General features: G+C 72.0%; 14 protein-coding genes. 8 read left to right on the top strand and 6 right to left on the bottom strand.

Annotated features, from left to right (window positions below; translation table 11 throughout):
- The first annotated feature begins 40 nt into the window (after positions 1 to 40).
- Positions 41 to 883, top strand: coding sequence for a hypothetical protein (locus tag ACGFT2_RS08465; RefSeq protein WP_393274800.1), 843 nt, complete (start codon positions 41 to 43; stop codon positions 881 to 883).
- A 190-nt stretch (positions 884 to 1,073) separates the two neighbouring features.
- Positions 1,074 to 4,448 (top strand): pyruvate carboxylase, encoded by a 3,375-nt coding sequence (locus ACGFT2_RS08460; RefSeq protein ID WP_393274798.1) that lies wholly within the window; start codon positions 1,074 to 1,076, stop codon positions 4,446 to 4,448.
- A gap of 126 nt (positions 4,449 to 4,574) precedes the next feature.
- On the opposite strand, the gene ACGFT2_RS08455 is transcribed toward ACGFT2_RS08460, so the two are convergent.
- The 4 genes from ACGFT2_RS08455 to ACGFT2_RS08440 form a co-directional block, all read right to left on the bottom strand.
- Entirely contained in the window at positions 4,575 to 5,027 is a 453-nt protein-coding gene (locus tag ACGFT2_RS08455; RefSeq protein WP_393274797.1) for a hypothetical protein, read from the bottom strand.
- Between the two features lie 93 nt (positions 5,028 to 5,120).
- The gene (locus ACGFT2_RS08450; RefSeq protein WP_393274795.1) at positions 5,121 to 5,897 is read right to left on the bottom strand and encodes a polysaccharide lyase family 7 protein; all 777 of its coding nucleotides are present in this window, start codon (positions 5,895 to 5,897) and stop codon (positions 5,121 to 5,123) included.
- Between the two features lie 111 nt (positions 5,898 to 6,008).
- The gene (locus ACGFT2_RS08445; protein ID WP_393274793.1) at positions 6,009 to 7,223 is read right to left on the bottom strand and encodes a carbohydrate-binding protein; all 1,215 of its coding nucleotides are present in this window, start codon (positions 7,221 to 7,223) and stop codon (positions 6,009 to 6,011) included.
- 130 nt (positions 7,224 to 7,353) lie between these two features.
- Entirely contained in the window at positions 7,354 to 9,525 is a 2,172-nt protein-coding gene (locus ACGFT2_RS08440; RefSeq protein ID WP_393274954.1) for a TIM-barrel domain-containing protein, read from the bottom strand.
- 944 nt (positions 9,526 to 10,469) lie between these two features.
- On the opposite strand from ACGFT2_RS08440, the gene ACGFT2_RS08435 reads away from it, so the two are divergent.
- Positions 10,470 to 11,576, top strand: coding sequence for a GNAT family N-acetyltransferase (locus ACGFT2_RS08435; protein ID WP_393274791.1), 1,107 nt, complete (start codon positions 10,470 to 10,472; stop codon positions 11,574 to 11,576).
- A 168-nt stretch (positions 11,577 to 11,744) separates the two neighbouring features.
- Here the strand turns inward: ACGFT2_RS08435 and ACGFT2_RS08430 are convergent, their stop codons facing one another.
- Complete coding sequence (locus tag ACGFT2_RS08430) at positions 11,745 to 12,752, bottom strand: Ppx/GppA family phosphatase (protein ID WP_393274789.1); 1,008 nt, start codon at positions 12,750 to 12,752, stop codon at positions 11,745 to 11,747.
- 372 nt (positions 12,753 to 13,124) lie between these two features.
- On the opposite strand from ACGFT2_RS08430, the gene ACGFT2_RS08425 reads away from it, so the two are divergent.
- From ACGFT2_RS08425 to ACGFT2_RS08410, 4 genes are all read left to right on the top strand, one after another.
- On the top strand, positions 13,125 to 14,366 hold the full coding sequence (locus tag ACGFT2_RS08425; protein WP_393274788.1) for an FAD-dependent oxidoreductase: 1,242 nt from the start codon (positions 13,125 to 13,127) through the stop codon (positions 14,364 to 14,366).
- Positions 14,367 to 14,508: 142 nt separating this feature from the next.
- Entirely contained in the window at positions 14,509 to 16,293 is a 1,785-nt protein-coding gene (locus ACGFT2_RS08420; RefSeq protein WP_393274786.1) for an RICIN domain-containing protein, read from the top strand.
- A gap of 110 nt (positions 16,294 to 16,403) precedes the next feature.
- The gene (locus ACGFT2_RS08415) at positions 16,404 to 17,219 is read left to right on the top strand and encodes an inositol monophosphatase family protein (protein WP_393274784.1); all 816 of its coding nucleotides are present in this window, start codon (positions 16,404 to 16,406) and stop codon (positions 17,217 to 17,219) included.
- A gap of 301 nt (positions 17,220 to 17,520) precedes the next feature.
- Entirely contained in the window at positions 17,521 to 20,076 is a 2,556-nt protein-coding gene (locus ACGFT2_RS08410; protein ID WP_393274783.1) for a discoidin domain-containing protein, read from the top strand.
- 58 nt (positions 20,077 to 20,134) lie between these two features.
- On the opposite strand, the gene ACGFT2_RS08405 is transcribed toward ACGFT2_RS08410, so the two are convergent.
- On the bottom strand, positions 20,135 to 20,425 hold the full coding sequence (locus ACGFT2_RS08405) for a helix-turn-helix domain-containing protein (protein ID WP_393274953.1): 291 nt from the start codon (positions 20,423 to 20,425) through the stop codon (positions 20,135 to 20,137).
- 393 nt (positions 20,426 to 20,818) lie between these two features.
- Between ACGFT2_RS08405 and ACGFT2_RS08400 the strand changes: the two genes are divergently transcribed.
- The gene (locus ACGFT2_RS08400; protein ID WP_393274781.1) at positions 20,819 to 23,098 is read left to right on the top strand and encodes a catalase; all 2,280 of its coding nucleotides are present in this window, start codon (positions 20,819 to 20,821) and stop codon (positions 23,096 to 23,098) included.
- Positions 23,099 to 23,130: the final 32 nt, after the last annotated feature.

Genomic DNA, 23,130 nt, shown 5'->3' with positions numbered 1-23,130 from the left:
ACGTGACGGGGGAACCGCAGGCGACGGGCTGCCGTGGGTCATGAGCGCTGAAGGGCGCCTTACGCGCTTAGGGTCCCCGCTCGCGCGAATCGGCCGGCTCACCGGGCGTACGCTGCGAGCCGAGTACCACCTCATCGTCGTCGATCCGGTGCGGCGGCTCGCGCGGCGGGGGCTGTCCGGGCTGCTGCTGGCGTTCGTCGCCGCGTTCGGCGTCATCTTCTTCCACGGGATCGCCCAGCACCCCACCGGCGCCGTCTGGGTGCGGCGGCTCGGCGGCGTCATGGCCGACCTGCCGCTGTGGCTGTCCCTGCTGCGTACCCCCGTGTCGCTGTACGTCCCCGCGCTCGACCTGCCGGTGTGGGCCGGCATCACCCAGCTCTTCCTCGCGTTCGCGCTCGCCGAACTGATCCTCGGCCGCGCCCGCACCCTGGTGATCGCCTACGTCACCACTCTGGCCGGCACCCTCACCGCCCGCCTGATGATCGCGGCGGGGCCCGGCTGGTGGGGGTTCGGACTGCCGTCCGAGTGCGGGCATGTGCTCGACACCGGGCCCTCGGCCGCCGTGGTGGGCCTGTTCACCTATCTCGCGGTCGTCCGGCGCGCCCCCGTGGTGTTCGCGCTGACCGGCGGCTCGATGGTGTGGGAGTCCGTCGCGGTCCCCAACCTGGCCGGGCGCGAGCACCTCATCGCGGTGGGAGCGGCGATCGTCCTCGGGCTCCTGCACGGCCGCACACGACGGCTGCGCACCGCCGTACGGCCCCTGCTGCCGGCCCCGGCCCCGGCTCCCGCGCCCATGGGCACTGCCCCGGCGCCGTCCGCCGAGCCGCGCACGGTCCCCGCCCCGGCGGCGTGCGCCGACGGGCCCGCCGACTGCGGAACCTGAGCCCCGACGGCGTCTCCGAGCGCCCGGCCCGCTCCGCCCGGCGCGCCTGTGTGGCGCCGCCCACCCCGTTGATGTGATGGTTTTCGCACGTCGACCCGTACGGCCACCCCCTAGGGTGGCCGCGAGGCAGGGCAGGGCGTGGCTGACACCAGTGTGTTCGTCGCCGGCAGGCAGCTGAAGGGAATCCAGGATGTTCCGCAAGGTGCTGGTCGCCAACCGTGGAGAGATCGCGATCCGCGCGTTCCGGGCGGGTTACGAACTAGGCGCCCGCACGGTCGCCGTGTTCCCGCACGAGGACCGCAATTCGCTGCACCGGCTCAAGGCCGACGAGGCGTACGAGATCGGGGAGCCGGGGCACCCGGTACGGGCCTACCTCTCCGTGGAGGAGATCGTGGGCGCCGCCCGCCGGGCGGGGGCGGACGCCGTCTACCCCGGCTACGGCTTCCTGTCCGAGAACCCCGAACTGGCCCGCGCCTGCGAGGAGGCGGGCATCACCTTCGTCGGCCCCGACGCCCGGACGCTGGAGCTGACCGGCAACAAGGCCCGCGCGGTCGCCGCCGCCCGCGCGGCTGGCGTGCCCGTGCTCGGCTCGTCCCAGCCCTCCAACGACGTGGACGAACTGGTCCGCGCCGCCGAGGAGATCGGCTTCCCCGTCTTCGTCAAGGCGGTCGCGGGCGGCGGCGGGCGCGGTATGCGCCGGGTGGAGGACCCGGCCCAGCTGCGCGAGTCCATCGAGGCCGCCTCCCGCGAAGCCGCGTCCGCGTTCGGCGACCCGACCGTCTTCCTGGAGAAGGCCGTCGTGGACCCGCGCCACATCGAGGTGCAGATCCTCGCCGACGGCGCGGGCAACGTGATCCACCTGTTCGAGCGTGACTGCTCGTTGCAGCGCCGCCACCAGAAGGTCATCGAGCTGGCCCCGGCCCCCAATCTCGATCCCGAACTGCGCGACCGGATCTGCGCCGACGCCGTGCGCTTCGCCCGCGAGATCGGCTACCGCAACGCGGGCACCGTGGAGTTCCTGCTCGACCCCGAAGGCAACCACGTCTTCATCGAGATGAACCCGCGCATCCAGGTCGAGCACACGGTGACCGAGGAGGTCACGGACGTCGACCTGGTCCAGGCCCAGCTGCGCATCGCGGGCGGCGAGACCCTCGCCGACCTCGGCCTCGCCCAGGAGACCATCACCCTGCGCGGCGCCGCCCTGCAGTGCCGTATCACCACCGAGGACCCCGCCAACGGCTTCCGCCCGGACACCGGCCGGATCAGCGCCTACCGCTCGCCCGGCGGCTCCGGCATCCGGCTCGACGGCGGCACCACCCACGCGGGTACCGAGATCAGCGCCCACTTCGACTCGATGCTGGTCAAGCTCACCTGCCGGGGCCGGGACTTCAAGGCCGCGATCGGCCGGGCCCGGCGCGCGGTCGCCGAGTTCCGCATCCGCGGTGTCGCCACCAACATCCCGTTCCTGCAGGCGGTCCTCGACGACCCGGACTTCCAGGCGGGCCGGATCACCACGTCGTTCATCGAGCAGCGCCCCCAGCTGCTGACCGCCCGCTCCTCCGCCGACCGCGGCACCAAGCTGCTCACCTACCTCGCCGACGTGACGGTGAACAAGCCGCACGGCGAGCGGCCCGACGTGCTCGACCCGCTGACCAAGCTGCCGGCGGTGCGCGCGGGCGAGCCGCCCGCCGGTTCGCGTCAACTGCTGGTCGAACTGGGCCCGGAGGGCTTCGCCCGCCGGCTGCGCCAGTCCCCGACGATCGGCGTCACCGACACCACCTTCCGCGACGCCCACCAGTCCCTGCTCGCCACCCGCGTGCGTACCAAGGACCTCCTCGCCGTCGCCCCGGTGGTCGCCCACACCCTGCCGCAGCTGCTCTCGCTCGAGTGCTGGGGCGGCGCCACCTACGACGTGGCGCTGCGCTTCCTCGCCGAGGACCCCTGGGAGCGGCTGGCCGCCCTGCGCGAGGCCGTACCCAACATCTGCCTGCAGATGCTGCTGCGCGGCCGCAACACCGTCGGCTACACCCCGTACCCGACCGAGGTCACCGACGCCTTCGTACAGGAGGCCGCCGCCACCGGCATCGACATCTTCCGCATCTTCGACGCCCTCAACGACGTCGGCCAGATGCGGCCCGCCATCGAGGCCGTCCGCGAGACCGGCACCGCGGTCGCCGAGGTCGCCCTCTGCTACACCGCCGATCTCAACGATCCCGCCGAGCGCCTCTACACCCTCGACTACTACCTGCGCCTCGCGGAGCAGATCGTCGAGGCCGGCGCCCACGTCCTCGCCATCAAGGACATGGCCGGACTGCTGCGCGCCCCGGCCGCGGCCAAGCTCGTCTCCGCGCTGCGCCGGGAGTTCGACCTGCCGGTGCACCTGCACACGCACGACACCGCCGGCGGCCAGCTCGCCACCTACCTGGCCGCGGTCCAGGCGGGCGCGGACGCGGTCGACGGCGCGGTGGCCTCCATGGCCGGTACCACCTCGCAGCCGTCGCTGTCGGCGATCGTCGCCGCCACCGACCACTCCGAGCGGCCCACCGGTCTCGACCTGCAGGCCGTCGGCGACCTGGAGCCGTACTGGGAGAGCGTCCGCAAGATCTACGCCCCGTTCGAGGCGGGCCTCGCCTCCCCGACCGGCCGCGTCTACCACCACGAGATCCCCGGTGGCCAGCTGTCCAACCTGCGCACCCAGGCCGTCGCCCTCGGTCTCGGCGACCGCTTCGAGGACATCGAGGCGATGTACGCCGCGGCCGACCGCATCCTCGGCCGTCTGGTCAAGGTCACGCCGTCGTCCAAGGTGGTCGGCGATCTCGCCCTGCACCTGGTCGGCGCCGGAGTCGCCCCGGCCGACTTCGAGGCGACCCCCGACAAGTTCGACATCCCCGACTCGGTCATCGGCTTCCTGCGCGGTGAACTGGGCACCCCGCCCGGTGGCTGGCCCGAGCCCTTCCGTACCAAGGCGCTCCAGGGCCGCGCCGCCGCCAAGCCCGTCGCCGAGCTGTCCGCCGAGGACCGTGACGGGCTGGCCAAGGACCGGCGGGCCACCCTCAACCGGCTGCTGTTCCCCGGCCCGACCCGCGAGTTCGAGACCCAGCGACAGTCCTTCGGCGACACCAGCGTGCTGGACAGCAAGGCGTTCTTCTACGGCCTGCGCCCGGCCAAGGAGTACGCCGTCGACCTGGAGCCCGGCGTCCGGCTGCTCATCGAGCTGCAGGCGATCGGCGAGGCCGACGAGCGCGGGCTGCGTACCGTGATGTCCACCCTCAACGGCCAGCTGCGCCCGATCCAGGTACGTGACCGGGCGGCGGCCTCCGACATCCCGGTGACGGAGAAGGCCGACCGCTCGGACCCCGGCCATGTCGCGGCACCTTTCGCCGGCGTGGTGACCCTGGCCGTGACCGAGGGCGACGAGGTGGCGGCCGGAGCCACGATCGCCACCATCGAGGCGATGAAGATGGAGGCGACCATCACGGCGCCGAAGGCCGGCCGGGTGTCCCGGCTCGCCATCAACCGGATCCAGCAGGTGGAGGGCGGCGACCTGCTGGCCGAGCTGGCCTGAGCCCGCTCGCTCGCCGCGGCCGTGTTCCGTCGGCCGCGGCGAGCGCAAGGTACGTCCGGCCGGAGTGAGCGATCCACGTCCGGCCGGCGAGCGCGATCCACGTCCGGCCGGAGCCGGTGCCGGCCGTCAGTTCCAGAGCGGGTAGGTCATGACCTGCTTGAAGCCCTCCGGGCGGGCTCCCGCGTACGTGAGGCTCATCCGGGTGAAGTGCCGGACGTTCGGGTCCTTCTTCCACACCTGCGGGCTGTCCAGGCGCACGGTCACCTGGTAGTAGCGGAACTTGCCCGCCGCGCAGTACGGCTTGCAGTCGTTGACCAGGTTCACGCCCACGGCCGTCGCCGACTCCGGGCCCCACTGCTTCCACTCGAGCCCGGAGAGCCGGCTGTTGCCGTCACCGCAGGCGAGGATGAAGTCGGTCGGGCGGATGTCGCGCTGCCACTGACAGTCGACCAGCACGGGTGGCGGGGGATCGGCCTGCGCGGCCGTGGTCGCCGTACCGGCCGACGCCGTGCTCATGGTCGCCGTGAGCAGGGCTCCCGCCGCCAGCGTGACCGCCGTACCCGTCAAAGATCCGCGCATGGTCGCTCCCACCCGTCGAATGTCCCCGAGGGCTGCACATCGACGCTACGACCGCTCGCCCGAATGCACCAGTCGCGCAGTTCGGAGCACGTGTCAGCCGTGCGAGACCGTCAGCCCGTAGAACGCGACCCGGGCGCCCTTGGCCGTGCTGTCCGAGGAGGACTGGTTGTAGGAGCCGGCCTTGAAATACTGCTTGTAGGGCTTGAAGGACGACGGGATGGCGTAGTGCGTGGTGGTGCCGTTGACGGTCAGGTCGATGGTGTTCCCGCCGGAGACGGCGATCGTGTAGGTCCACGTCTTGCCGAGGGACACATGCCCGACGGTGTGCGGGGTCTGACCGCCGGACGGCGAGTCCTCGGTGCCCAGCACGATGTCGCCGTTCGCGTGGTAGTACAGCTCCACCAGCGGCTTCGTCGAGGACCCGCCGGAGCCCAGGTGGATCTGGCCGACGCACACGTTCTTGGTCACGGAGACCACCCGGAGGGTGGCGCCGAGGCGGTGGGAGCCGTCGAGCGACCAGTCGGCCGCGCTGCCGTTGCGGTTCATCTCCCGCAGCTCGGAACGCGCGTAGTTGGAGTTCGGCGTGGTCACACCCTTCTCGGGCGCCCAGAAGGTCATCGCGCCGTCGCGGGTGTCGGTGTAGAAGTACGCGTCCTGGTAGCCGCTCGCACCCTGCAGCCGGGACGACGGGATGGTGGTCGGGGAGCCTGGTGAGCCGACCGGTTCCTGGAGCTGCCAGACCGAGAGGTCGAAGTTGCCGCCGGGAGCCTTGCCGGGATCGGCCGCGCCCGCGCTGTGGGCGGTGAGCACGGTGAGGGCGAGGGCGAGGCCCGCGGCGGCCGGTGCCGCGAGTAGGCGTGAGCGGTTCACGTGGGGGGTCCCTTCACGAGAAGGATGCGTTCAGTCTTGTGAACGCTGAACGCATCCTTGGTCACTGATGACCCGTGAAGCTAGAGGTCTGAACCAGACACGTCAAGAGGGTCAGCAGGCGCCCTCGTCCTGCCAGGGTCCCCATTCGGACGCGCCGGGCGTCTCGTTCTGGGTCCACCACTTGGCTTTCCAGTTGTGCTTGCCGTACGAGACCTCGTTGCCGGCCGTGTACACCGACGCCCCGGACCAGGCCGCCTTGCAGGAGGCCGGAGTGGGTGTCGGAGTGGGGGTGGGGGTGGGGGTGCCGGTGGGCGGGGTGACGCCGGCGAACTTCACCGAGTACTTGGCGAAGTCCCAGGAGTTCTGGGCCACGCTGGAGCAGATGCCGGAGGTGCGGCCCCCGTTGTCGGCCGGGGTGCACTGCCGGTCCCGGTTCAGCGACCAGAACGTGAACCGGTCCATGTGGTGGCTCGTGGCGTAGTCCAGCACCGTCTGGAAGTCGGCCTGGGTGAAGTACTCGCCCGTGTCGCTGCGGCCGTTCATCCCGGAGAAGCCCTCATGGGCGTACGCGGTCGCCTGGTCCCAGCCGAAGGTGGACTGCAGGACGGAGTTGAAGTTCGTCAGTGCGCCGGTCTGGCTCGCGGCTCCGTTGAAGCCGCCGTCGAACGGCATGATGGAGAAGTTGTTCGGGGTGAACCCCTGCGACTTGGCCTCCAGCAGCATCTGCTTGCCGAACCAGCCCGTGCCGTCCGCCGTGCCCGCCGTCGTCACCGACACGTACAGGCCCGGGTTGTTCTGCTGGAGGATCTTCGCGGCGCCGATCTCGTTCTTGATGGCGGCCGTGTTCTCGTACTCCGGCTCCTCCAGGTCGAAGTCGATGGCGTGCAGCCCGTACTTGGTGATCACCTGCTGGTAGGCCGCCGCCGTGGACGCCGCGTTCGCGCAGGCCTGGCCGAGCTTGGTGCCGCCGTAGCCGCCGATGGAGACGGAGACGTCACCGCCCTTGGCGCGGATGGTGTTGATCACCGACTGGACGGCGGTGTCCGAGGAGACCGGCGCCGTGCCGCCCCAGGTGGGGGAACAGCCGCCGCCGTCGGGAGCGAGGACGAAGGCCAGCTGGAAGGCCTTGAGGCCGGTGGCGTCCATGATGGCGGCCGGGTCCGGCGGGTCGTTGTCCAGCGGCATCAGATAGGGGGCTGCGGCGTACCAGCGGTTGTCGAGCGCGCCGGCCGCGCCCGAGGCGCTGCCGGCGACCAGCGCGGTCGTGCCGGCGGCGGCGGCCGTGACGGCGGCCGCCGCGCCCAGACATGCCCGAAGACGTCTCACTGCGTGCCTCCAGAGGGTGGGGTGGGGAGAGCCCCGGAGCGGGGGAGCCCCACCCTCTGGGAGGTGTTGCGGTCACGTCAATGAGTTGGACTAGACCAACCTGCTCTTTGGACTAGACCATACGATCTCTTTACCTGCTGTCGACCAGGCGCAGGGTGAAGGCCCGGTCCAGTGGCCGGCCGGGCGTCGAGACCGTCGTGACATGGGTGTCCGCGTCGTAGGACCAGGCCGATCGGGGCAGTCGGCGTCCGTCGAGGAGGACTCGGCCGGGCGCGGTGCCACCGTGCACGGTGAGCCGGTACGTCCGCGCGTCCACCTTCCCCGCGTAGTCGCCCCTGCTCGCCCCGATCGCCACGGTCGTCCCCGTGCGGTCGGCGCGCATCGACACCCGCTGCGTGGCGGCGGAACCCCGGGCGAAGTCACGGGTCACACCGTCGTCCTCGTACAGCGTGTAGCGGCTCGTGCCGTGGGCTGCGGGGTACAGGTCCCAGTCCAGCTCGTGCCGGTCGCGGGTCTGCCAACTCGTCGTCCCCTTGGGCCACATGGGCACGATCGCGCCCTCGCGCACGAACAGCGGGAGCGTGTCCAGCGGCGCGTGGTAGCCGTTCAGGGTGGTCGGCCCCCGGTAGGTGCGGCCGGTCCAGTAGTCGGTCCAGGTGCCCTTGGGCAGGTAGATCCCGTCGCGGGTGTCGGAGTCCTGGTAGACCGGGGCGACGAGGAGGTCGCGGCCCGACAGGAACTCGTACTTGGCCCGGTCCCCGAGCGTGTCGGGGTCGTCCGGGTACTCCAGCCACAGCGGACGCACCGCGCCCACGCCCGTCTTCGCCGCCTCGGCCGACAGGGTGTACATGTACGGCAGCAGCCGCTCCTTCAGCTGCAGGTACTTGCGGTTGATGGAGGTGTACGGCTCGCCGTCGAGCCAGGGCTGCTGGTCGGCGGGCATCTTGGTGGTGACGTCGGTGGCCCAGCCGTCCATGGTCATGATGGTCGGCAGGAATGCCTTCCACTGCAGGTCACGGGCGTACATCTTGGCGTCGTGGCGGTAGATGCTGCCGACGTCGCCGGTGTTGTAGGCGATGCCGGACATGGTCGCGCCGGCGTAGGTCGGGATCTGCCAGCGGATGTAGTCCCAGGACAGCTGCTGGTCGCCGCTCCACAGCACCCCGCACCGCTGGGCGCCCGCCCAGGACACCGGCAGCCAGACGAAACCGCGTGCGTCGCTGTTGTCCTCGATGCCCTTCTTCGCGGCGTCGCAGGCGTCCAGCGCGAACTTGTAGCCGTTGCCGACCCAGGCCACGTCCAGCTTGGCCACCCGCTGGCCCGCCTTGACCTGGTCGGCCAGCTTGTCGATGCCGTCCTGGGTCCACAGGCCGAGCTGGGCGTTGTGGTCCTGCAGCCCCTCGGCGGTCTGCTCCAGGTTCTCGGACCCGCAGCCGTAGCCGTCGTTGACCAGCATCCAGCCGAGCGGCATCCGGTGTTCGGTGTAGCCGTCGGCGACCTTCAGCGCGTCCAGGGTGTGCCGCTCCCCCCGGTTGGCGTTGTGCAGATAGCAGTCGGAGTCGCCCGGTTCGAGGCCGTAGACCGGCGGCATGAACGGTCTGCCCGTCAATGCCGTGTACTTCCCGATCACTTGCTTGGCGTCACCCAGGAAGTAGTACGCGTCCAGGCGCCGTTCCTGCTGCCCGGTGGTGACCGGTGAGCCGAAGGTGTACACGCCCGGCGCGAAGGTGTTCCGGAAGACGCCGTAGCCCGCGCTGGAGAGGTAGAAGGGCTGGGAGTTGTTGTAGCCGCCCTCGTTCCAGTCGAAGCTGTTGGCCACGTACATCGTCCGACCGCGGTGCGAGAGGCTGCCGTTCTGCTCGCCTCCGCCGAAGAACTGCTCGTCCGTGCCGCGCGTCAGGCTCTGCCGCATGCCCCCGGTCGACCAGCGCAGCGGCTTGTCCTCCTGCCAGATCCGGGTGCGGTTGTCGGGCTTGTAGAGGCCGAACCGCAGCGGCTGTTTGTACACGCGCAGTACGGCCTCGGGGGAGCGGATGCCGTAGTAGTCGCCCGCGTCGAAGGACGAGGTGTGCCGCTGCGCGGCCGGCCGCTCACGCACGATGGCGGTACCGGCCGGATCGCTCAGCGAGCCCGACGGGTCGGCCTGGATGCGCAGCCGACCTCCCTTCAGGAAGTCGGCGCGGGCGGTGAGCGGTCCGGCCCCTATGGTGTAACTGCCGTCGCGGCCCGAGAAGGACGTGAGGTCACCGGCGTCGGTGGTCGCGGGCAGATAGGCGGTGCCGGTGAAGGAGCCGTCGTGCACGTCGTACGGCACTACGAGGACGTGGTACGTCCCCGACGCCCGCGGGATCACCGTGGCCTCGGGGTCGGCGGTGCCGGCGCTGGAGGCCACCTGCTTGCCGTGGTCGTCGTAGACGTACAGATCGAAGTCGTCCGAGGGGTGCTCCCACTTGATCGACAGCGGGACCCCGCCCTCGGGGTTGTCGTCCCAATAGCCGTCCGGTACCGAGACGGTCAGGTCGAAGCGGCCGCAGACCTTGCCGTCGGGATCGGCGCCGGCGGCGGGACAGCTCTCGACGCCGCCGCCGGTGCCCTTGGCGTAGACCGGGCTCTGCCAGCTGAGGCTGCTGTGAGCGGCGTCCAGCACGGCGCCGGAGGCGGTGGAGGCTTCGGCGGGCACCGGCCCGGCCAGCACGGTCGCGGCCAGGGCGGTCGCCAGCCCCAGCGGAACCCAGGCCGGCCACGGCACACGATGTCGCAGTCTGCGTGGTCTTTGCACGGCGGAACAGCTCCCCTCGCACCCTTGCGGATTGACTGTCCTAGCTGAGAATGCTCGGAGACGCTCGAAACGAGCAGCAATCGAGCAACTTCACGCACGAAGCCTCGTGGTTGGCGCAGGTTCATGTCAATACCGCGACCGCCGGCCCAAGTGGGCGGCGCATCCGCGCCCGCCCCCGCTGGCCGCATGCCTGGGCGGACGTTCCGCCGTGTGCGGCACCCTTGACAGCGTGCGTACTGTTTCGCGAGGTTTGATCCTTGTACCACGGTTCGGGATCCCGGCCGCCGATCGCGGAACGGACACGCGCGGCGGGGATCGCGGACACCGGAACCGATGGCATGACGCGCCCGGCGCGTCGTGGGGGGAGCGATCGCCCATGCGATCCAGAAGCCATGCACCACACACGTCACCCGCCGGCCCCGGCGGCAGACCGCCCCGGGAGCGGGCGGAAGGGCGGTGGAGCTGACGTGCGGATCACCGTGCACAGACCCGGCGAGCTGACGTCCGAGCTGCGCGCGGCCTGGCACCGCGCGATGGACGAGTCGCCCGAGTACGCCAACCCCTTTCTGGCACCGGAGTTCGCGATCGGGGTCGGCCGCTTCCGGCGCGGCGCCCGGGTCGCGGTGCTGCACGAGGACGGGGAGCCGGCCGGCTTCCTCCCGTACGAACGGGGCCCGTTCGGCACCGGCCGGGCGATCGGGCTCGGACTGTCCGACTGCCAGGCCCTCGTCCACCGGCCCGGGGTCACCTGGCACCCGGGGGAACTGCTGCGCGCCTGCGGGCTCAGCATCTTCGAGTTCGACCATCTCGTCCAGGAGCAGCGGCCGTTCGCGCCCCACGTCACCGGCACCTTCGCCTCACCGGTGATCGATGTGAAACCGGGTGACGGCGGCTATCCGGAGTGGCTGCGCGGCGCCTATCCGGGGCTGGCCAAGACGACCCTGAAGAAGGAACGCCGGCTGGGCCGGGACATCGGCGACGTGCGGTTCGTCTTCGACGAGCGCGATCCCGCGATGCTGCGCACCCTCATGCGGTGGAAGTCCGCGCAGTACCGCAGGACCGGCCGTATGGACCGGTTCTCCCGGCCGTGGATCGTCGGTCTGGCCGACCACCTCTTCCAGGTCCGCGAGGAGCACTTCACCGGGGTGCTGTCCGTGCTGTACGCGGGCGAGCGCCCGGTCGCCGCCCACTTCGGGCCCCGGTCCAGCACGGTGCTGGCGGCCTGGTTCACCGCGTACGATCCCGAACTCCGTTACTACTCGCCCGGATTGATGATGCACCTGAGGACCGCCGAGGCTGCCGCCCGGCACGGGGTGACCCTCGTCGACCTCGGGCGCGGCGACAAGGAGTACAAGGACTGGCTGAAGACCCGCGAACTGCGGGTCGCCGAAGGCTTCGCCGACCGTACGCACCCGGTGGCCCTGGCCCAGCGGCTGTGGCGCAGACCGGTACGCGGCCTGCGGAACACGGTGCTGGCCCACCCGCGGCTGCGCCGGCCCGCCGACCGGCTGCTGAGGACGATGGGCGCCCTGCGCACGCGCGCCCAGGAGGCCGCCCGTACGCGCGGCGCCTGAGCCGGACGGGCCTGACCGGTGGTCTCCGGCTCGGCGGACCGCTCGTGCGTGCGAGCCGGACGGGCCTCACCGGTGGCGGCCGTCCGGGAGGCGAAGGAGAGGGCCGGTGGTGGCCTGGGCGCGTGGTGCGCCGGACCGGCGTCGCGGTCGCCACCGGCGTCGGGCCGGCTACCCGGGCGGGCTCGCGATGCGCAGCGTGGCCGACGGGGCCGGGGCCGCCGGATCGGCGCTCTGCGCGGCGTCCGTCCACCAGTCGGCGCCGTCCTCGATGTAGCGGAGCATGACCCCCTCACGGATCGCCCACGGGCAGACCACCGCCCGGCGCAGGCTCATCAGCTTGAGCGCCGTGTGCCCGACGACGGCACCGGCCAGGCTCTGGGCCGCCCGCGGCGCGGAGATCCCGGGCAGCCGGGACCGCTCGGCGACGGGCAGCGAAGCCAGGTCGTGCACCGCCTTGCGCAGCTCCCGGCAGACCAACTCGCGTTTCACGAACGGGCCGTGGCGTCCGGGCGCGGACCCGCACAGCCGCGCCAGCTGCTGGAACGTACGGGAGGTGACGACGGCGGTGCGCGGCCTCTCCCAGCGGATCCGTGAGGCCACGTCCCGCAGCTCATGGCGGATCCGGCGGCGCAGCTCCTTCAACTCGGCCGGGCCGGGCGGGTCCTGGACGCCCAGGTACTCCCGGGTCAGCCGGTTCGCACCGAGTGGCAGGGAGGCGGCGAAGTCGGGCAGCCGGCCCCTGCCGAAGGCCACCTCCAGCGAGCCGCCGCCGATGTCGAGCAGCGCGAGAGGCCCCGCGCTCCAGCCCAGCCACCGGCGGGCGGCCAGGAAGGTCAGCTCGGCCTCGGTCTCACCCGGCAGGGTGCACATCCGGATACCGGTTCCGGATGCCACCCGGTGCAGCACGTCCTGGCGGTTGGGGGCGCTGCGAACCACCGTGGTCGCGAAGGCCAGCGGGCCCGCGGCATGCCAGCTGCGGGCCGTTTCACCCGCCGCGGCCACCGCCTTGACCAACCGCTCCACCGCCTCATCGGCGATCGTGCCGTCCGGACCGACATGTTCGGACAGGCGCAGCTTCCATTTGACGGTGTGGACCGGCAGCGGAACGCCACCCTCCACATCCGCGATCACCAGTCGGACCGTGTTCGACCCCGCATCCACCACACTCACCCGCATGGCCCGCAACTACCCACTTCACCGGTGACCACCCTTCACACGAGGGGCGCGCCGGTGCACACCGGGTCGCCGCCCCGCGTCCGCTGCGCGGGCGTGCCGCGTGTGGGGGTGCGGCCGCCGCCGTGCCGGGGCCTGGAGCGTTGTCTCCGCCGTGCCGGGGCCTGGAGCGTTGTCTCCGCCGTGCCGGGGCCCGGAGCGTTGTCGCCGCCGTGCCGCGACCGCTGCCGCCGTGCGACGGCCCGAGACGGCGGGCGTGGTCCGGGCGAGTGCCCCGCGGGGTCCGCTCTGTCCGGATCCCGGCCCCACCGGAGCCCCGTACGGCCTGCGCTGCCGTTAGATGGCCGTGACCACATTCGGCCCGGGGAGCGGCTCTTGACCAGAACGGATGCGACGAGGGTGCTGGTGATCGGCGGCGGCATCGCGGGTACCGCGACCGCGCTGGGCCTGTACAAGGCCGGACACGACGTCACCGTGTGCGAGGCGCACCCCGACAAGGCCGAGGACATCGGCGCCTTCCTGACCCTCGCGAGCAACGGCATGCGCGCACTGGCGCAGCTCGACGCCACCGACGCCGTCACGGCCGTCGGTTTTCCGCTGACTTCCCTGCGGCTGCTGGACAGCCGGGGCACCGAGCAGGGGCGGGCACCGCTCGGCGAGGCCGCCGACCCCGCCCTGCGCTACCGCTGCCTGTGCCGCGGCGAGCTGAACGCGGCCCTGCAGGGCGAGGCGCTCCGGCGCGGCATCCCGCTGCGGCACGGTGCCCGGCTGGAGTCCGTGACGGACGGCCCCGACGGCGTCACCGCCCGCTTCGCCGACGGCACCACCGCCACCGGGGACCTGCTCATCGGCGCCGACGGGCTGAACTCGACGGTGCGCCGGCTCATCACCCCCGGAGTCCGGCCCGTTCACGCGGGCCAGCACGTCTACTACGGTTACACCGCCGCCGCCGCCGCCGCCGCCGCCGCCACCGCCACCGCCACCGCCACCGCCACCAGCGCCACCGCGCCCGCCGGGGCCGAACCGACCGGCACGATCACGATGGTGCGGGGCAGTGAGACGGCCTTCGGCTACGCGGTGTCGCCGACGGGTGAGACCTACTGGTTCGCCCGCGTGGCCGCCGACCCGCTGCCCCAAGGAGCCTTCGCGGGGCCGCCCGCCGCGCTGCGCGAGAGGCTGCTGCCGCTGCTGCGCAAGGACGCGACGCCGGCTGCGGACCTGGTCGACGCCGCCGACGCCGTCATGGTCACCAACGCCACCGAGCTGCCCCTGGGCGCCCCCTGGCGCTCCGGACGCATCCTGGTCATCGGCGACGCGGCCCACGCCGCCTCACCGGCCACCGGGCAGGGAGCCTCGATGGCCCTGGAGGACGCCGTCGTCCTCGCCAAGGCACTGCGCGACCTGCCGGACCCCGAGAGCGCGTTCACCGCTTACGAGCGGCATCGCCGCCCCCGGGCGGAGCACAACATCACCGTCAGCGGCGGCATCTCCCGCGGCACCCACGCCCCGTCCCGCCCCGGCCCGGTCGCGGGCCGTCCAGCGGAAGCGGACGAGGCACTCGTCCGCCAGCTGCACTGGGCCACGACGCTCGCCGCCGACCCGCTCGAAGGGCGGTGACCGGCGCCCAGCGGCACCGGGCGGCACGCACGCGCGCGAAAGTGCAAGAGGCGGGCACCGGAGTCCATTGCCGGGGGTGGCGCCGGGGCCGGATCGTTCCGTGCAACCGGCCCTTCGGCAACAAGGAGCACCCGTGCGACTCTTGAGCAGAGCAGGCGGCGCCATGGCCGCGACCGTCGCCCTGGTCCTGGGCGGTGGCACAGCGTCCCCGGCGTCGGCCGGGCCCCGCGCCGGCACCACCTACACCGTGACCGTGGGGACCCCGGTACCGTTCAGCCACCCCACCGACACCCCCGCCACCCCGTACGTCGACAGGGACGGCGCCTTCCACTACCAGCAGTCCGCCGCGCTCTACGGCGCCGCCGACCCGCGGGTCTGGGACTTCTACACCGGCACGGACTTCGACACCGCACGCTACGACAAGAAGCTCAGCGAGGCGGTCGACCCGGCCAACTCCGCCGACCGCAACGACGACACCACCTGGCGCTGCAACAACAGCCCCACCGGCAAGGAGGCGACGTACGCCCCGGCCGGCTCGGGATACGCGCAGAAGAACTACTGCGACCTGTCCGGGGTGTGGGTCGACCCCGACACCGGCGCCTGGTACGGCCTGGTCCACAACGAGTTCACCCCGCAGCCCTTCGGCGACGGGCTGCACTACGACGGCATCGACTACGCCGTCTCCACCGACCGGGGCCGCACCTGGACCATCAAGGACCACGTGATCACCTCGCCGTACAGCACCGGGCGCGGCGACACGGCGGCCTTCCCGAACCAGACGTACTCCTACGGCGACGGCGACCAGCGCCTGTTCGTCGACACCGCCTCCGGATACTTCTACGTCTACTACGGCTCGCGGATCGTCGACAAGAACGGCGGCTGGAAGGCGTTCTACGAACACGTGGCGCGGGCCCCGATCTCCGCGAAGATGGCGCCCGGCTCCTGGCGCAAGTGGTACGACGGCGCCTGGACCCAGCCCGGCACCGGTGGCCGGGAGAGCAACATCGTCCCGGTCGACGCCGGGCACCCCACCGGCTACACCCCCGCCTCAGCCGAGTACGACCCGGCCGGCAAGGGCACCACGGCCGAACAGGTCGCGGCCGGCAAGACGCCCCCGACTTCGCCGCTGTTCGTGATGAACATCGCCTACGACGCCTATCTCGGCCTGTACATCGGCGAACCGCAGGCCGTCGACCAGAGCGGCGACTCGCCGCAGTACCTGTACGCCACCGACGATCTGACCACCCAGAAGTGGCGCCTGATCGGCGACACCGGCGCCTACACCAACGCCTCCTGGTACCGCTGGTTCCTGGACGGCGCCAACCGCACCAGTTCCACGATCGTCGGCAAGGCCTTCCGCTCGTACTGCTCCTTCGGCTGCTCCCACGACGCCTCCGGTGAGTACGTCGACATCACCGTCGGCTCCTCCACGCCCGCCACCTCGCCCGTGGAACCCGGCCGGCACTACCGCATAGCCAGTGGCGCGGGCCGCTACCTCGCCCAGGCCTCCGGCGGCTCCACCACCTCGACCGCACGGCCCGGCAGGTCAGGCCGCGCGTCCTGGAGCTTCGCCCCGACCGGCGACGGCGCGTTCACCATCGCCAACACGGCGAACGGCGGCCTGCTGGGCGTCGCCACCGCAGGTACCGCCGGCCGTGCCTGGGGCGCCGGACCGACGGTCACCGCGGTGCCGGCCGGCGGGCCGACCGTCGGACAGCAGTGGTTCGTGATCCCGAACGCGTCCCACGACGGCACCTGCCGTCTGGTCAACCGTCACAGCGGTCTGGTGCTGGGTCTCTCCGGCGCCTCCGGCCGACTCGCCGAAACCACCGCGCCGCGCAACTGGACGGACCGGAGCGGGAGTTCCGTCGGCGGTGGCCGGACCGCCACCGAACAGATGCTGACCCTCACGCCGACCGGGGCATAGCCCACGACCGGCACGCGCGCTCCGGCCGGATCCAGGTGTCCGGCCGGAGCCCGGTCCTGCGCCGGGCCCGACTCCCCGGGCCGCGGGCAGGTCGTGGTTATCCTGCTCGTATGCCGATCTTGAGTGGGGAGTCCGACGCCCGGCTGGCCGTGGCGGCGGCCCGGGCCGGCGCGGCCGTGGTGCGTGACCTGTACGGCAAGCGTCTAAGGCACTATGCGAAGTCCGCCGGCGACTTCGCGACGGAAGCGGACCTCGCCGCCGAGCGGGCCATCGTGGACGTGCTGCGCGAGGCCCGCCCCGAGGACGCGGTGACGGGGGAGGAGAGCGGGGCCACCGGCGTCGCCGGCACCCCTCGGCGCTGGCTGGTCGACCCGCTCTGCGGCACCCTCAACTACGCCGTGCACACCATGCTCGTCGGCGTGAACGTCGCGCTGCGCGTGGGCGACGAGGTCACGGCCGCGGCGACGGCCGACCCGTTCGGCGGCGAGGTCTTCTGGACCGACGGCACCCGGACCCGGGTCCACCGGGACGGCACGGACGAGACGGCGGTGCCGTCGGCCGGCTCCGCGCTGGTGGACGTCAACCTGGACCCGCCGTTCCCGAACGCGCCCGGCTTCCGGGCCGTTCGCCTGCTCGGCGACCCCGGCTTCGCCGAGCGGTTCCGGCCCCGGGTGGTCTCCAGCACCGTCGCCGTCGCCTGGGTCGCCGCCGGGCGCAGGGCGGCCTACGTGACCGACGGCGACCTGCGCGAGAGCGTGCACTTCGCGGCGGGGATCGCGCTGTGCCGGGCGGCCGGCTGCACGGTGACCGGCCTGTACGGCGAGCCCGTGCACAGCGGAGCGGGCGGCCTGATCGCCGCGGCCGACGCGCGGACACACGCCGCACTGCTCGAACTGGTCAAGAACCAGCGCGACCGGACGAGTTAGCACGAGAGCGCGGCCCCTCGACGCGTGGCACCGCCGCCGCCGGGCCCCCTGAGGCCGGGCCGGACCAGGTCCCGGCCCGGCCTCAGGGGGCCCGCCTGACCCGCCCGGCCTGCCCGCCCCGCCTGGTCCGGCTCACCAGCCTGCCCACCGCGCCGCCCGGCCGCCCCTCCCGCCCCACCCCCGCCATTGAAGTATTTGGCTTCCGAAGGCTTGTGGCCCGCTTGCCTCACCACTTAAATCAAAACATGAACTAAGCCGAGGGGTCGCCCACCCGACCCCGGTAGCCGCATGGAGCCGCCGCATGAGAGCACGTCGTCACAGACTCAGACCGCTGGGAGTGGCGCTGGCCGCCATGGCCGCGTTGATCACCCTGCCCCTCGCCCACACACCGGCCGGCGCGGCCGAAACCCCCCTTTCCCAGGGGAAGTCGGCCACCGCGTCCTCCGAGGAGAACCACGGCACCGGCGCGGCCGGCGCCGTGGACGGGAACACCGGAACCCGCTGGTCGTCCGCCGCCACCGACGACCAGTGGCTGCAGGTCGACCTGGGAGCCACCGCGTCCGTCACCCAGGTGGTCCTCAACTGGGAGGCCGCCTACGGCAAGGACTACAAGGTCCAGATCTCGAAGGACGGCACCGGCTGGACCGACCTGAAGGCCGTCACCGGCGGTGACGGCGGCGTCGACACACTGGACGTCTCCGGACAGGGCCGCTACGTGCGCATGCTCGGCGTGCACCGCGCGACCTCGTACGGCTACTCCCTATGGGAGTTCCAGGTGTTCGGCAGCACGAGTGGAACCCAGCCCACCTGCGGCACGGCCAACGCCGCCCAGGGCAAACCCGCTTCGGCCTCCACCACCGAGAACGCCGGCACCCCCGCCTCCGCCGCCTTCGACGGCAGCACCTCGACCCGCTGGTCCAGCCAGGCCGCCGACCCGCAGTGGCTGCAGGTCGACCTGGGCTCCGTCCAGGACCTGTGCAAGGTGGACCTGAACTGGGAGGCCGCCTACGGCAAGGACTTCCAGATCCGCACCTCCACGGACGGCCAGAACTGGAACACGCTGAAGACCGTCACCGGCGCGACCGGCGGCACGGCCTCGTACGACGTCAGCGGCTCCGGCCGGTACGTCCGGATCAACGGCACCGCACGCGGCACCGGCTACGGGTACTCCCTGTGGGAGGTCGCCGTGCACACCGGTTCCACCGGCGTCCCGCCGGTCCAGGGCGGCGGCGACCTCGGCCCGAACGTCATCGTCGTCGATCCCTTCACCCCGAACCTGCAGCAGAAGTTCGACACCGTCTTCGCCCAGCAGGAGTCGGCCCAGTTCGGCACCGGCCGCTACCAGTTCCTGCTCAAGCCGGGCACCTACAACGGCATCAACGCCCAGATCGGCTTCTACACCTCGATCTCCGGACTCGGGCTGAACCCCGACGACACCCAGATCAACGGTGACGTCACCGTCGACGCGGGCTGGTTCAACGGCAACGCCACGCAGAACTTCTGGCGTTCGGCGGAGAACCTCGCCATAAGGCCGTCCAACGGCACCGATCGCTGGGCCGTCGCCCAGGCGGCGCCCTTCCGCCGCATCCACGTCCAGGGCGGTCTCAACCTCGCCCCGAACGGCTACGGCTGGGCCTCCGGCGGCTACATCGCGGACTCGAAGATCGACGGCACGGTGGGCCCGTACTCCCAGCAGCAGTGGTACACCCGCGACAGTTCGGTCGGCGGCTGGACGAACGGCGTGTGGAACATGACGTTCTCCGGCGTCCAGGGCGCCCCGGCCACCAACTTCGACAGCGGCCCGTACACCACGCTGGACACCACCCCCGTCTCCCGCGAGAAGCCCTTCCTCTACCTGGACGGCTCCACCTACAAGGTGTTCGTACCGGCCAAGCGCACAGGCGCCCGAGGCGTCTCCTGGCCGGCGAACGCGGGCACCTCCCTGCCGCTCGACCAGTTCTACGTCGTGAAGCCGGGCGCGACCGCCACCACCATCAACGCGGCCCTCGCCCAGGGCCTCAACCTCCTCTTCACCCCCGGCGTCTACCACCTCGACCGGACCATCGACGTCACCCGCGCCGACACCGTCGTGCTCGGACTCGGCCTCGCCACCCTCGTCCCGGACAACGGCGTCGACGCCATGCACGTCGCCGACGTCGACGGCGTGAAGCTCGCCGGGTTCCTCATCGACGCCGGTCAGGTCAACTCCGACACCCTGCTGCGCATCGGCACCCCCGGTGCCGGCGCCGACCACTCCGCCAACCCCACCACCATGCAGGACGTGTTCGTCCGCATCGGCGGCGCCGGACCCGGCCTCGCCACCAACTCCGTGGTCGTCAACAGCAACAACGTCGTCGTCGACCACACCTGGATCTGGCGCGCCGACCACGGCGGCGGCGTCGGCTGGGACACCAACCGCGCCGACTACGGCCTGCGCGTCAACGGCAACGACGTCCTCGCCACCGGGCTGTTCGTCGAGCACTTCAACAAGTACGACGTGTACTGGAACGGAGAACGCGGCCGCACGATCTTCTTCCAGAACGAGAAGGCGTACGACGCGCCCAACGCCGCAGCCATCACCCACGACGGCATCACCGGCTACGCGGCCTACAAGGTCGCCGACTCCGTGACCACCCACGAGGCCTGGGGCCTCGGCAGCTACTGCAACTACACGGCTGACCCCTCGATCGTCCAGCAGCACGGCTTCCAGGTGCCCACGGGCTCCGGCATCAAGATGCACGACCTGCAGGTGATCTCCCTCGGCGGCATGGGCCAGTACGCCCACGTCGTCAACAGCACCGGCGCACCCACCTCGGGAACGAGCACCGTTCCCTCCAAGGTGACGTCCTTCCCGTAGCCGGGGTCTGGCGTCCCGGGCCCGGAGACCTGCCGCGGCCCGGGACGCCTCACGTGTCTCAGTCCCCGGACAGGGTCTCGTGCGGGGACCGCCGGTAGGCCTCTCGGTACACGGCCGCGAAGCGGCCGGGGTGGTGGAAGCCCCAGCGGGCCGCGATCGCCGTGACCGTGATCCCGGTGCCCGGATCGGCGGCCACGAGGTCGTGATGGGCGTGCGCGAGCCGCACCCGGCGCAGATGGGCGAGCGGGGTCGTGACTGCGGTGCGGACAGCTGGGCGGTGCCGCGAAGACCCTGAGCGCCATGGCCCGCCCGTGACCGGATTCGCCCGAACTGCGTCGGGGGCGGCCAGCGCTTATGGTGACCAGAGCGGGCGGCCCGGTGGCCGTCCGCTCCCCGGGTCAAGAAGCCGGCCCTCCTGACGAAGACACCCCTCGGCAGGGGGCGCTCGGCCCTGCCCGGCGGTCTCCGGGACCGGACCCGTGTCCGGCGGGCCTGCCGCCCCGGCAACTCGATGGGAGACGGCCCGACTTCACCCCGACCGGGGGTCCCTGGCGGTTCCCGGTTTCGGACGCCCCGGCCCGGGGACCTGGACACGGCAACATACCGACCACTTTCGACTTACCTCACCTGTTTCGTTCGATCTGGCAGCCGTATGCCCCGGGGCGCGGCCACCGCACGTCGAGCCGGACACCCTCCCCGCACGCGCCGGGCCCGCCCCGCGACCAGCGAAGGAAAGGTATTGATGAGCGAGAGCAACCCCCTCAGGCGAGCGGCGGACAAGGTGACGGACGCCCTGACGGGCGGGTCCGCGGGACCCGAGGACGGCATTCCCGGCAAGCCGGGCCCCGAGTCGCCGCCGGTCGCCGAGCCGACGGAGTACCGTGAGCCGCTGCCCCCCAAGCCCGACCAGACCGGCCCGGCCACCGTCTCGCCCACCGGTCAGCCCACCGGCGCCGACCAGGCCCGGATGGCGCAGAGCGGCGCCTATCTGACCAACGCCCAGGGCACGCGGCTGTACGACACCGACCACTCGCTCAAGGCGGGACCCCGCGGCCCCGTGCTCCTGCAGGATCACCACCTGCGGGAGAAGGTCATGCACTTCGACCACGAACGCATCCCCGAGCGCGTGGTCCACGCCCGCGGCGCAGGAGCGCACGGGGTGTTCCGCAGCTACGGCACGGCGGCGAACGTGACGAAGGCGGCCTTCCTCGCCGAGGACGTCGAGACGCCCGTCTTCGTACGCTTCTCCACCGTGCTGGGCTCACGCGGCTCCGCCGACACCGTCCGCGACACCCGGGGCTTCGCGACCAAGTTCTACACCAGCGAGGGCGTCTTCGACCTGGTCGGCAACAACATCCCGGTCTTCTTCATCCAGGACGCGATCAAGTTCCCGGACGTCATCCACGCCGGCAAGCCACACCCGGACCGGGAGATCCCGCAGGCCCAGAGCGCCCACGACACCTTCTGGGACTTCGTCACCCTGCACACCGAGGCCACCCACCACACGCTGTGGAACATGTCCGACCGAGGCATCCCGCGGTCGTACCGCACGATGGAGGGCTTCGGCGTCCACACCTTCCGTCTGGTGAACGCCGCCGGCGAGGCCACCCTGGTGAAGTTCCACTGGAAGCCGAAGCTGGGTGTGCACTCCCTGGTCTGGGAGGAGGCGCAGATCATCAACGGCGTCGATCCGGACTTCCACCGCCGTGACCTCGCCGACGCCATCGAGTCGGGCGCCCACCCCGAGTGGGAGCTCGGCATCCAGACCTTCCCCGACACCCCCGACCAGACCTTCGAGGGCATCGACCTGCTGGACCCGACGAACATCGTCCCCGAGGAACTCGCGCCCGTGCAGCCCATCGGGCTGCTCACCCTGAACCGCAACCCGTCGAACTTCTTCGCCGAGACCGAACAGGTCGCCTTCCACGTCGGCCACCTCGTCCCCGGCATCGACGTCACCGACGACCCGCTGCTCGCCGGGCGCCTGTTCTCCTACCTGGACACCCAGATCACCCGCCTGGGCGGCCCGAACTTCCCGCAGCTGCTCATCAACCGGCCGCAGGCCCCGGTCAACGACATGCTGCGCGACGGCATGCACCAGACCGCCGTGCACCGAGGGGTGGCCCCCTACCGCCCCAACTCCCTAGACGGCGGCTGCCCGTTCACGGCCGGAGCCGACCTCGAGGCGTATGTCGAGGCCCCCGTCCGGGTGCCCGAGTCGACCAAGGTCCGCGAGGCGCCCGAGTCGTTCGACGACCACTTCAGCCAGCCGCGCCGTTTCTGGCTCAGCATGACCCCGGTCGAGCGCGAGCACATCATCGGCGCCTACACCTTCGAACTCGCCAAGTGCTACGAACCGGCCATCCGGGAGCGAGCGCTGCAGGTTCTGGCGAACATCGATCCGGAGCTGTGCGCCGGCGTCGCGGCGGGTCTCGGCCTGCCCGAGCCCGAGCCCACCGTGCCCCTGGCCGACGTCGAGCCGAGCCCGGCCCTCTCCCAGCTCGGCCGCACCTGGCCGAGCGACGGCCGGATCATCGGCATCGTCACCGGCCCCGACGGCGACCTCGACGGCGTACGGGCGGTGCGCCGGGCGGTGCTGGACGGCGGCATGGTCCCGCTCGTCGTCGCACCCACCGGCGCTCCCCTCGGCGACGGCTCGGACGCCGTGGCCGTGCAGCGGACCTACGCCACCGCCCGCTCCGTCGAGTTCGACGCCGTGCTGGTGGCGGGCACCCCCGGTGTCGGCGCCGACGCCTACGGCGCCCGGGACGCCAAGGCGGGCCTGCCCACCTCCCAGCAGGCCACCCCCGACCCGCGGGTCGGGCTGCTGCTGGCGGAGGCGTACCGGCACGGCAAGGCCATCGGAGCGGCCAGGGGCGGCGAGAGCGCCCTGGAGGCGGCCGGCATCCCGCTCGACGCCCCCGGGGTGGTCGCCGGCGAAAGCGCCGCGGACGTCCTGCAGCAGCTGACCCGGCTGCTGGGTGCCCACCGGGTCTGGGAACGCTTCCCGTCCGCCGCCTGACCGCAGCGCCGCGCCGGCACGACCGCGGCCGG

Origin of the sequence: Streptomyces sp. NPDC048514 (genome assembly GCF_043199955.1) — a bacterium.
Lineage (GTDB): Bacteria > Actinomycetota > Actinomycetes > Streptomycetales > Streptomycetaceae > Streptomyces.
Note: the sequence above shows the minus strand (reverse complement) of the source record. Positions and strands in the feature narration are given on the sequence as shown.

Coding starts and splice junctions, on each gene's coding strand:
- ACGFT2_RS08410 (WP_393274783.1), top strand. CDS start 17,521: ATGAGAGCACGTCGTCACAGACTCAGACCGCTGGGAGTGGCGCTGGCC.
- ACGFT2_RS08415 (WP_393274784.1), top strand. CDS start 16,404: ATGCCGATCTTGAGTGGGGAGTCCGACGCCCGGCTGGCCGTGGCGGCG.
- ACGFT2_RS08465 (WP_393274800.1), top strand. CDS start 41: ATGAGCGCTGAAGGGCGCCTTACGCGCTTAGGGTCCCCGCTCGCGCGA.
- ACGFT2_RS08400 (WP_393274781.1), top strand. CDS start 20,819: ATGAGCGAGAGCAACCCCCTCAGGCGAGCGGCGGACAAGGTGACGGAC.
- ACGFT2_RS08430 (WP_393274789.1), bottom strand. CDS start 12,752: ATGCGGGTGAGTGTGGTGGATGCGGGGTCGAACACGGTCCGACTGGTG.
- ACGFT2_RS08455 (WP_393274797.1), bottom strand. CDS start 5,027: ATGCGCGGATCTTTGACGGGTACGGCGGTCACGCTGGCGGCGGGAGCC.
- ACGFT2_RS08460 (WP_393274798.1), top strand. CDS start 1,074: ATGTTCCGCAAGGTGCTGGTCGCCAACCGTGGAGAGATCGCGATCCGC.